We start from the raw sequence: 11202 nt of genomic DNA on the forward strand, positions 1-11202 counted from the left end.
TGTTCTGGTCTAATTCCATCGGACACTTAATTTTGAGACAGTATGGTCAATAAATTAAGAGGTCGATATGAGTCTAAAAAAATCACATAAGAGTTATCCGCAAGCATTTAAAGATGAAGCCGTATTGATGGTGCTAGAACAAGGCTATAGCGTTGCTGAAGCAGCAAAGTCTCTTGGGGTTAGCACGAGTCTGCTTTATAACTGGAAGGAAAAACACCAAGCCCAGCAACAGGGTATTGCCTTAGAAGAGTCTGAACGTGATGAACTAAAAAGATTGCGTAGAGAAAACAAAGAATTACGAATGGAGAAAGAAATACTAAAAAAGGCAAGCGCCTTCTTTGCGAGAGACATGAAGTAAAATTTCGCTTCATCAAACAACACTCTAGCCTGTTCCCTATAGCACTGTTAAGCCGAGTAATGAATGTGAGCAAGTCAGGCTATTACGATTGGCATAAGCGCCCTGTAAACGTGATAAACCTTGAAACACTGAAGCTTTATCGCCTCGTTCGACAGCTATTTAAGCAAAGTCGTGGCAGCTTAGGGAATCGTGAAATGGTGAAGAAATTGCGCAAAGAAGGCTACCAGGTTGGTCGCTATCTCGTTCGTAAAATTATGTACCGACTTCGACTCAAAGCAACCCAGCGGCGTGCTTATAAGGTGACTACACAGCGAAAACACTCAGATGCAGTGGCTGACAACCTGTTAAACATGAACTTTAACCCTGTATCAGCTAATCAGATTTGGGCTGGTGACGTGACGTATTTAAAGACGGGTGAAGGCTGGATGTATTTGGCTGTGGTGATGGATTTATATTCACGCCGTATTGTGGAATGGCACATAGACAAACGAATGACCACAGATTTGATATCTAAGGCATTAATGAAAGCCTACAACCTGCGTCAACCGGCCAGAGGACTGGTATTTCACAGTGACCGAGGCTCACAGTATACCAGCAAGCAATTCGGTAAGCTGTTATCGACCTATGGTATCCAAGCCAGTATGGGGGATGTGGGTGCATGTTGGGATAATGCCGTCGTTGAACGTTTCTTTGGTAGTTTGAAACACGATTGGGTTTTTAAAGTTGCTCAACCAACAAGGGAGTTTATGAAGCAAGATGTGGCTGCTTACATGAAATATTACAACTTGGAGCGACTTCATTCTGCTAATGGTGATCTGTCACCTGTAGAATTTGAGAATTCTCAACTAAAAGTGTCCAATTTGGGTTGACCAGTACATCCCTTTGCGGGTTGCAACTGACGTAGAGGGCGCTAAATCTGAAATAGACGTGTTATTTGAAGCCCTTAGAACAGGTAAGCCAGTTAAATTAAAACTAAATGCTTACTATGTCGATCGCAAAATCGAAAAAGCACAGTTTGTTACTATTTTAAATGAGCCTACCATTAAGGAAAAAAGCTTTTAAAATATGGATAATAAACAACCTTAATAAAGTAAGCTTTTTTCTACCCAAAAACAAAAAAGCGAACCAATCGGTTCGCTTTTTACTTTGATAAATAACTAACCCCCAATGAAGTCAGCTACCTCGATAATGGCGTCGCTAGCGAAGCTAATGCAAGGCGAATTGAAAGCTTTCGCGCGGAGTTGACTGGTGTCAATGAGCACGAAAGCTGAAATTCAACGCCGCAGTAGCGAGCCTAAGCAGCCATTATCATCACTCATATTCACTCAGAGGTACGCAAGAACACATTAAATTACGATCCCCATAAACATCATCAATACGATTAACCGTCGGCCAGAACTTATTCGCTTTAACCGCTGCGCTTGGGAATACGGCCACTTCGCGGCTGTATGGACGTGAGTCAAACTCAGGATCCATAATGTCAGCCATGGTGTGTGGTGCATTGTGCAGTGGGTTGTTATCGCTTGGCCACTGGCCTGCTTCGACTTTGGCAATCTCGCCACGAATAGCGATCATCGCTTCGATAAAGCGGTCTAGCTCTACTTTTGACTCTGACTCTGTTGGCTCAATCATTAACGTACCTGCTACAGGGAAGCTCATGGTTGGGGCGTGGAAGCCGTAGTCATTTAGACGCTTAGCAATGTCCATCTCAGTGACGCCAGATGCTTCTTTAAGTGGACGTAAATCGATAATGCACTCGTGGGCTACGCGGTCATTACGGCCAGTAAATAATACTGGGTAATGGGCCGACAGCTTCTTCATCACATAGTTAGCGTTAAGTAGCGCCATTTGGGTTGATTGCTTAACCCCTTTTGTGCCTAACAGCTTAATGTACATCCAGCTAATAGGTAGGATGCTAGCACTGCCGTATGGCGCGGCTGATACTGCGCCATTATGGTCGCTTTCGCGGCCTGGTTTGACAACTTTATGGCCTGCAACAAACGGCGCTAAATGCTTTTTAATGCCGATTGGGCCCATTCCTGGTCCGCCGCCGCCATGTGGAATAGCAAAGGTTTTGTGTAGGTTAAGGTGTGATACATCAGCGCCGATAAAGCCCGGTGATGTAAGACCTACTTGTGCGTTCATGTTAGCGCCATCAAGGTAAACTTGACCGCCATGTTGATGAACGATTTCACAGATTTCGCTGATTGATTCTTCATACACACCGTGGGTCGATGGGTAGGTGATCATAATGCACGATAAGTTATCTGCAAGCTCTGCCGCTTTCGCTTTTAAGTCTTCTAAATCAACGTTACCGTCTTTATCACAGGCTGTAACGACTACTTTCATGCCAGCAAGCTGGGCAGAAGCGGGGTTAGTACCGTGGGCAGATTGGGGGATTAAACAGATGTCTCTGTGCCCTTCGCTGCGTGACTCGTGATATTTCTTAATCGCTAACAGGCCAGCGTACTCGCCCTGCGCGCCAGAGTTTGGCTGAATACACACTTCGTCGTAGCCCGTAATGTTAACGAGAAAATCTGACAATTCGTTAATTAACTGAGTGTAACCTTGGGCTTGTTCAAGCGGGCAGAATGGGTGCATGTTGGCAAATTCAGGCCAGCTTACTGGTAGCATTTCAACGGCGGCGTTTAACTTCATGGTGCAAGAACCCAGCGAAATCATTGAGTGATTTAAGGCTAAATCTTTATTCTCAAGACGCTTGATGTAACGCATCATTTCAGTTTCGCTTTGGTAGCTACTAAATGTTGGGTGAGACAATATCTTGTCGTGACGGATGAGATGAGCAGGAATTGATCCCTCGCCTTCGCCAAAAGCAGCGCCGCCAATGATTTCAGCATCGAGTGTTGCTACATCTAGACCGTGGTCAGCACCTAAGATGACATCAATTAACTGAGCGATATCGTCACGGGTGGTGGTTTCGTCAAGGCTGATGCCGACGATACCGTCGTGGTCGATACGTAGGTTCATTTCAGCAGATAATGCACGTGCGTTAACCGCATCAACATCAAGGCCTGATAATGAAAGGGTGTCAAACCAAGTACTGTTAACTAACTCAACGCCTTTGGCTTTTAGGCCGACGGCTAAGATGTCTGTTAAACGGTTAATACGGCTGGCGATATTTTTAAGGCCAACAGCGCCGTGGAATACTGCGTAAAACGACGCCATATTGGCTAATAAGATTTGCGCTGTACAAATGTTTGAGTTGGCTTTTTCGCGGCGGATATGTTGCTCGCGAGTTTGCATGGCCATACGCAGGGCTTTATTACCGCGGGTATCTTTTGATACGCCAATAATACGACCTGGCATTGAACGTTTGTGTGCATCACGTGCAACGAAGAATGCCGCATGTGGTCCGCCGTAGCCCATTGGTACGCCAAAACGCTGAGCGCTACCAAAAACGATATCTGCGCCCATTGAACCCGGTGACTTAAGCAGTACCAGTGACATGATGTCAGCAGCAACAGTCACAATCGCTTTCTTTTCAGCAAGCTTAGCGAACAGTTCAGTGTTGTCGGTGATTTCACCAAAACGGTTAGTGTACTGGAATAATGCGCCGAATAGCTCGTAGTTTGCGGCTTCGCTTGCTGGGCCAACGATAACTTCAAAACCAAAGCATTCTGCGCGAGTTTGCACTACGTCTAATGTTTGTGGGAATACGTCGTCTGCCACGAAAAAGATGTTGGCTTTTTTGGCTTTTGATACGCGCTTGGCCATGGCCATTGCTTCAGCGGCGGCGGTTGCTTCATCAAGTAATGATGCTGAGGCGAGATCAAGTCCAGTTAAGTCCATAGACACTTGTTGGAAGTTAAGAATGGCTTCTAAACGGCCTTGGGCGATTTCTGGCTGGTACGGGGTGTACGCTGTATACCAACCCGGATTTTCAAACACGTTTCGTAAAATGACATTGGGTACTTCTGTACCGTAGTAGCCCATACCGATATAGCTTTTAAAGACTTTGTTTTTGTCAGCTATGCCGCGGATGTAAGCGGTGCCTTCTGCTTCGCCACATGAATCACCAATGGTCAATTCTTGCGGTAAACGAATTGAACCAGGCACTGTTTGTGCGGTTAAGTCTTCGAGCGATTCTGCGCCAACAAAATTCAACATTTCTTGCTGTTGAGTTTGGCTTGGGCCGATATGACGGCTTAAAAACAATTCGTGTTGCTCTAATTGAGTTAGGGTCTGCTTTGTCATGAGAAATCGTGTTCCAAATCTGCCAGTATTTTGCGGTAGGGCATCAATAGCTGGTCTAGGAAAAAAATGTTGTAATGCAATACTTATACGCGGGACGTAAGGATCGCTAATGCCTTTAAATATTTAAAGGTAAAACAAAAGAAGCTCCCAAGGGAGCTTCTAGTAGCGTCGACGATTATTCTTCGTCAATCACTTCTTGGTAACCGTCAGCGTCTAACAAGTTAGCCACTTCAGCTTCGTCTGAAGGCTGAACGCGGAAGAACCAACCTTCGCCAAATGCTTCGCTGTTTACTAGCTCTGGTGAGTCTTCTAATGCTTCGTTTACGGCAATTACTTCACCTGAAATCGGTGCATAGATGTCTGATGCAGCTTTTACTGATTCAGCTACGGCGCAATCTTCACCGGCTGTCACTGTGTCGCCAACTTCTGGTAATTCAACGAATACCATGTCACCTAATAGCTCTTGTGCATGCTCAGTGATACCGACAGTGTAAGTGCCGTCTTCTTCTTTGCGGATCCACTCATGAGATGATGCATATTTAAGTTCAGCTGGAATGTTGCTCATTGTCGTAATTCCTATATCTATAAATTTAAAGCGTAATCGTTAGTGTTATTTAAGTGCTGGCTAACAACCTCATTAGCAACACTTTTATTATTCAGTGACTTCAATACAAGCATTTATAACACTTTGGTTAGAATGCCTGTTTACCATTTCTGACAAAACTTGGCGCTATTACTTTAACAGCTACGCGCTTTTTACGCATTTCCACTTCAGCGGTATCGCTAATGCCTTGGGGTACTCTTGCCATGGCAATTGAGTAGCCTAAGGTTGGCGAGAATGTGCCGCTAGTAATTGAGCCTTGGTGCTCTACGCCGTCTGCATCAGTAAAGAATACTGGCATGCCGTGACGCAGTACGCCTTTTTGTTCCATGACTAGGCCAACTAATTTGTCAGGTCCAGCGGCTTTAATAGCCGTTAATGCTTCGCGGCCAATAAAGTCGCGCTCGCTTGGTTCCCATGCGATAGTCCAGCCCATGTTAGCGGCTAATGGGTTAACGGTTTCATCCATATCTAAACCATAAAGGTTCATGCCTGCTTCTAAACGCAGGGTGTCACGTGCGCCTAGTCCACAAGGCTGTACGCCTGCTTCGAGTAGTGCTTGCCATAAGTTTTCAGCCTCTGCTTCAGGTACGATAATTTCGTAGCCAACTTCACCGGTGTAACCCGTGGTAGCAATAAACAGTGAACCTGCTTGCACGCCAAAGAATGGCTTCATGCCTTCAACGGCGGCGTTTTGCTCAGCGCTGAATACAGTGGCGGCTTTGGCTTTAGCGTTAGGGCCTTGAACGGCAATCATCGCCAGCTCAGGGCGCTCAGTAATCGTCACCTCAAAGCCTGCAGATTGTTTTTCCATCCATGCTAAATCTTTTACCCGAGTTGCTGAGTTAACCACAACGCGGTAATGGGTATCGGTAAGATAATAAGTGATAAGGTCGTCAATTACGCCAGCATTGTCATCTAACATGCCGCTGTATAGCGCCTTGCCAGCAACTTTAAGCTTAGCAATATCATTTGCTAATAATTTGCGTAGGAATGCACAAGCATCGGTACCCGTCACATCAACCACTGTCATGTGTGATACATCGAACATACCTGCGTTTTGACGCACAGCGTTATGTTCTTCGATTTGTGAACCGTAGTTAAGTGGCATGTCCCAACCGTGGAAGTCTACCATCTTGCCATTTGATTCTAAGTGCTTGTTAAAGAGTACAGTTTTATTAGCCATTATTATCTCTTTTTTATGAACCTTCTGAGGGTAAAACTAATGAAGGTATTTTATAAATGCGCCAAAATTATACCCACAGGGTTAATTTTGTATAGTAGGAAATTTTCTAATCTGAGACTTTGTCATTAGTTTAGCTAATGCGACTATAGGCGTTTTAATATCTTTATTTACGCCAACTCGGCCCATCCCCTGATATATAAGGATTTTTAGGCCGAATTAGCTAAAAAATTTAATCTCGACAAAGCTTAGGAAGTTTCACTTTATTGCCTATAGCCTGTTTGATGAACACTGTTTTTAGTCCTGCGACATTATCAACTAGGTTTAAACCCAGATCTCTAAAGGCTTTTTTAACTGGATTGCTACCGGAAAATAGTCTTTTAAACCCTTCCATTGCGCTAATCATTTCAATGGCATCAGCTTTTCGCCAGCGCTCAAGGGCGCGAAGGTTGGCGTAATCACCGAGATCTTTACCCGCTTCATGTAACTCGCTAACGGTTTCGATAATACTGGCCGCATCTAAAAAGCCTAAGTTAACCCCCTGACCTGCTAACGGATGGATTGTATGGGCGGCGTCACCGGCTAAAATCAAACGATGACGGGCAAAATGACGGGCATAACGCATCCGTAATGGGTGCGATTGGCGTTCGCTGACCAGTTCACAAATGCCTAAACGACCATCTGATGCTGCGGTTAAGGCTTTTGAAAACTCATCACTTGATAGCGCTAATAATTCTTCTGCTTGCTGGGGCGATACTGACCACACGATTGAGCATAAATTGTCTTCATACAATGGCAATAAAGCTAATGGGCCATCGGCTAAAAACACTTGGCGGGCGGTTGCATCGTGGGGCTCACTGGTGCGAATAGTGGCGACAATGGCGTGATGACCATAATCCCAAAAGGTTAATGGGATTTGGCATTGGCTACGCACCCAAGAATTGGCCCCGTCAGCGGCAATCACTAGGGCGGCGCTTAAGTTGTCGCCGTTATCTAGGGTAAGCCATGATTCACGCTCACCAAAGGCGATGCGCTCTAGTCGCTGACCTTCTAGGTGGGTGATGTTCGAGAGTTCAGCGGCGCGTTTTGCTAAGGCAAAGCTGATTGCTTGGTTTTCGATAATCGCGCCCAGTGATGGCTCACTGATACTGGCGGCATCAAAGGCGATTTTACCTAAGCCGTCTTTGTCCCACACGGCCATTTTTGAATATGGGGTGGCGCGGGCGCTATCGATATATTGCCAAGCACCTAAGTTAGTCAGTAGTCGCTCACTGGCTTTATTAATGGCGCTAACCCGCAGGCGAGGTTCGCCTGTAACGGCTTCAGTTTGGCCAGCATCAATAACCACCACATTTAGATTTGCTTCAGCTAAACCAATTGCTGTTGCCAAGCCAACCATACCACCGCCAACAATGGCTACATCATAGGTTTGAGTTTGAAACATGTTAATCCTTCATTTTTCAGGTTATCAAGCGCTTTGCACAATGCCTTATGTGCTAGTGACTGTATAAAAAGCTTAAGCGCTTTTCCAGCCCATGGCTTTATGGGCAATAGGCGCTTTAAGTGGCGGACACCAAGATAATAATCTTAACCCTAAACTGCGCCCAGCCACTAATGGCCAGTACTGATTTGAGAAGCCGCGCACTAAAAATTCAACGTTATTAATAGTGGCCATTCTATCTTGCTGTCTTGATGCAAGATAATGATGGATAAGCGAATTGTGGCCAAGGTCTAAACTTTCAATGCCAGCTTCAATACTTGTATCAATACTGCTTTTAATGCTGGTTTCAATACTTGTTTCGACAGCATCAATTAATCCAACCACATCACGTAGGCCTAGGTTGAAGCCTTGACCTGCAATCGGGTGTAAGGTTTGCGCCGCATTGCCAATAAACACAGTGCGATGATAAATCGGTCTTGGCATGTAAGATAAGGTTAATGGATAACTGACCCGTAAGCCGACATCAGTAAAGCGCCCGGCGCGATTGCCAAAAGCCTGTTGCAACGCGGCTAAAAAGTCGACTTTGTCACAGTGTTTAAACTGATGGGCTTGCTCAGCATCTAGCGCCCACACTAATGACAGCCGAGTTTTACCATTTATTGGCGCCATGGGTAATAAGGCTAATGGGCCAGTGTCAGTGAAACGCTCATAGGCCCAACTATTGTGAGGTTTATCAGTTTGGACATTGGCCACCAGCGCCACTTGTTCAAATTCAACTTGAGTCACATCTTGTTTTAACGCTTGGCGCACTTTGGAGTGAGCACCATCTGCAGCCACTAACAACTTGCTGCGAATTTGCTGGCCGTTATCAAGGGTTATCGTGTGACCATCCATATCGGTTTCAAGCTGAGTTAGGCTTGCTGGGCAGTGCAATTTAATATCCGCTTGTTGAAATTGATCAAACAAGACTTTACCGACTTTCGCTAGCTCAACCACTTGCCCCATTGATGGCAGGCCAAATTGCTCAGCGTTAAGCTCGGTCATGCCAAAGTGACCGCGATCTGAGATATGAATATTTTCAATATCGCTGCCAAGGCTTTCAATACTTGGCCAGATCCCTAACTGAGTTAACTCAAATACTGAGCCATGGGCAATGGCGATTGAACGCGAGTCAAACCCTGGGTGATTATCATCAGTTTTTTGCGCTTCAATTAAGGCGATAGATAAAGGACGATTTAAAAGACCTGCATGTTTAGCGGATAATTTTTCTGATAATTTTGCTAAACCCAGCGCTAAACTGGCACCAGCCATAGCGCCGCCAACAATAGTGATATCCACCTGTTGTGGTGGCTGTTGTGGTGGCTGTGGTAATTGGGCACTTGCCTGTTTGCTATCTGTCTTCGCGTTTAACTCAGTCATAAAGCCTGTTCTTATTGTTTTTGTTAATTATGATATGAATTGAATATTGTTATGATGGTATTGCTATTGGCCATGTAGCTAGTTCAGCTCTGGTTCGTGTTCTGGCTGAGCTCAAGTATCTGTGATGCCAGAGGACTTTTCACCCCGAGCCAACACGGCCCAAGGCGAAAGCTACATTCTAATTAGTGCAGCGGCGCTAATGGGGATTCTTCATCTAATGGCATTTCAGGGCCAAACTCTGAGTAACATAAAATAGCCGCCATTCTGACAAACTCGTGCAACTCGATAAATGCAGCTTCTGATTCATCATCATCGCTGACATCAAATTCCACTTGAGCAATAGCGCCTAAATCTTGGATAATTTCGCGCACATCAGTTGATGCGCCGTTAAGCTTTGGCTGAATAAGCGCAATAGCGGTTAAGTAGCTTTGTACCCATAGGGCTAAGCACTCTAAGCGCAAGCTGAGTAGCTCTTCTTCTTCTGGTAATAACGGCGTAAAACCAAATTCAGCATCGCTTAAGCGAGTCGCTGTGTCTTGGAATAATTCATTGATAAGTTGTTGCAGTTCAGTGCTGACTGCTTGACCGTCATTCATCAATTCAAGTAATGGCTTTTGCCAAGCTAATTTTGCTTGATTTACCCCACCACAAATTAAACCAACTAATGCGCCATGCACCTCAACAGGATGCTGACCAATTTCAGCTGAATCTAACGCTTGTTTTAGTTTTTCAATACATAAAGAAGGAGGGGTTGCCATGATATTGTTCCAGTTATATTCAATCAGATGCAATGCTAGCAGAGTTAATAACTGCCACCAAATTGTTCATTGCGATTTGCTAAGTATAATAGCAAATTGACCAAAGCTTCACTAACCCCGCCGCTATAAAGCTAAAGCTGATATTAACTGTCTTGTCTATAACGCAATCAACTAAGCGTTTTGCACCAAAGCGAGTATTCTTAAACGGTAAACTGTTCGATGCCATTAATTTGTAAAAATAGAAATGACGATTGTAACGCCTATTGCAATGACGGCTTGTATTAGCCTTGAGCTAGGCGCTTAACGAGTTATCCTGCCTGACGTGTAGGGAACGTGTAGAGAGTTTAGCCATAATTATGCTTTAAGATTAATTATGCTCAGACAACAAGCAAATAATCGTAAAGGCGGCGAGTTACCTTGCACTTTTAATAGTAGCGCTATATAGTCCGCAAATAGACTGATACCGTTATCAACTGTGGTAAAAGCGTAATGCTAAGGCGTTATCGCGAGGTAAGTCGTTAACCTGCTACAATTTTTATTTTTCGACAAATAAGGATCTTCAGCGAAGCATGAGTAATAGTGCTATTGATATCTCCCTGTTAGGGCGCACCTACTCGATTAATTGTCCTAAGGGACAAGAGGATGCTTTGCGTGCGATTGCCAAGGGTGTCGAGCAGCAGCTTTCTACATTAAAAACACGTACCAACAATTTGAGTCGCGAAGAATTAGCCATTATGGCCGCGTTAAATATTGGTCATGAGTTGTATGAAGAGCAGCAAAAAAATCAGCAGTATATGGCGCAAATGGATGAGCGTATCTCGTTATTACAATCAACGTTAGAAAACTCGTTGCTTGAACGAACCACCAAGAAAGGTTAACAATTTTAGAATTATGTACTGCCGCTAGTAATGGCTAACGGTACCTGGTTCAACCCTGTTTTGCTCCCTGGGATATTCGCTTGTAGGTTATGTCCCTGTGCCGATATTTACAAACCCAGGGTGAATGCTTTCATTGACATTGCGTATGCTCGGCTCGTATCGAGAAACCTTAGGATATGAACATTTTCCCGCCTTGAACCTACGGTTCAAGGGCTGCACCGACGGTCGGTATTCTGGGGAGCAATTTAATTTAAAACAAACCACCTCAATGGTGGTTTTTTTATGGCCAAAATTAGCGCTTAGCTACTCACCCGCCAAGCCCTTAACCATCCAAGACCTTAACCATCCA

The 11202-nt window shown here is 44.8% G+C and carries 8 protein-coding genes and 1 other RNA gene; 3 read left to right on the forward strand and 6 right to left on the reverse strand.

Annotated elements, in window-relative coordinates:
* Positions 1 to 67 precede the first annotated feature (67 nt).
* A protein-coding gene (locus BCU91_RS04955; protein WP_102531010.1) for an IS3 family transposase occupies positions 68 to 1227 on the forward strand; the annotation gives its coding sequence in 2 pieces (ribosomal slippage) (positions 68 to 317 and positions 317 to 1227; 1161 coding nt in all).
* A gap of 442 nt (positions 1228 to 1669) precedes the next feature.
* Here the strand turns inward: BCU91_RS04955 and gcvP are convergent.
* The 6 genes from gcvP to BCU91_RS04985 all read right to left on the reverse strand — a co-directional run bounded on the left by gcvP (position 1670) and on the right by BCU91_RS04985 (position 9975).
* Positions 1670 to 4573: an aminomethyl-transferring glycine dehydrogenase gene (gene gcvP, locus BCU91_RS04960; protein WP_102531011.1), complete on the reverse strand. Its 2904-nt coding sequence runs from the start codon at positions 4571 to 4573 to the stop codon at positions 1670 to 1672.
* A gap of 175 nt (positions 4574 to 4748) precedes the next feature.
* On the reverse strand, positions 4749 to 5138 hold the full coding sequence (gene gcvH / locus BCU91_RS04965) for a glycine cleavage system protein GcvH (protein ID WP_076539644.1): 390 nt from the start codon (positions 5136 to 5138) through the stop codon (positions 4749 to 4751).
* A 127-nt stretch (positions 5139 to 5265) separates the two neighbouring features.
* Positions 5266 to 6360 carry a glycine cleavage system aminomethyltransferase GcvT gene (gene gcvT / locus BCU91_RS04970; RefSeq protein WP_102520843.1) on the reverse strand — a complete coding sequence of 365 codons (1095 nt, stop codon included), beginning with the start codon at positions 6358 to 6360 and terminating at the stop codon, positions 5266 to 5268.
* A gap of 229 nt (positions 6361 to 6589) precedes the next feature.
* Complete coding sequence (locus tag BCU91_RS04975) at positions 6590 to 7801, reverse strand: FAD-dependent oxidoreductase (protein WP_102531012.1); 1212 nt, start codon at positions 7799 to 7801, stop codon at positions 6590 to 6592.
* A 72-nt stretch (positions 7802 to 7873) separates the two neighbouring features.
* Positions 7874 to 9217: a 2-octaprenyl-6-methoxyphenyl hydroxylase gene (gene ubiH, locus BCU91_RS04980; RefSeq protein ID WP_102531013.1), complete on the reverse strand. Its 1344-nt coding sequence runs from the start codon at positions 9215 to 9217 to the stop codon at positions 7874 to 7876.
* A 182-nt stretch (positions 9218 to 9399) separates the two neighbouring features.
* On the reverse strand, positions 9400 to 9975 hold the full coding sequence (locus BCU91_RS04985; protein ID WP_102531014.1) for a UPF0149 family protein: 576 nt from the start codon (positions 9973 to 9975) through the stop codon (positions 9400 to 9402).
* Between the two features lie 569 nt (positions 9976 to 10544).
* On the opposite strand from BCU91_RS04985, the gene zapA reads away from it, so the two are divergent.
* A complete protein-coding gene (zapA, locus tag BCU91_RS04990) occupies positions 10545 to 10853 on the forward strand; it encodes a cell division protein ZapA (RefSeq protein ID WP_076539654.1) in 309 nt (102 codons plus the stop codon).
* Positions 10854 to 10914: 61 nt separating this feature from the next.
* Positions 10915 to 11097, forward strand: a non-coding RNA gene (gene ssrS, locus BCU91_RS04995) — 6S RNA.
* Positions 11098 to 11202: the final 105 nt, after the last annotated feature.

The sequence above is a fragment of the Shewanella sp. 10N.286.52.B9 genome, from assembly GCF_002873635.1.
Lineage (GTDB): Bacteria > Pseudomonadota > Gammaproteobacteria > Enterobacterales > Shewanellaceae > Shewanella.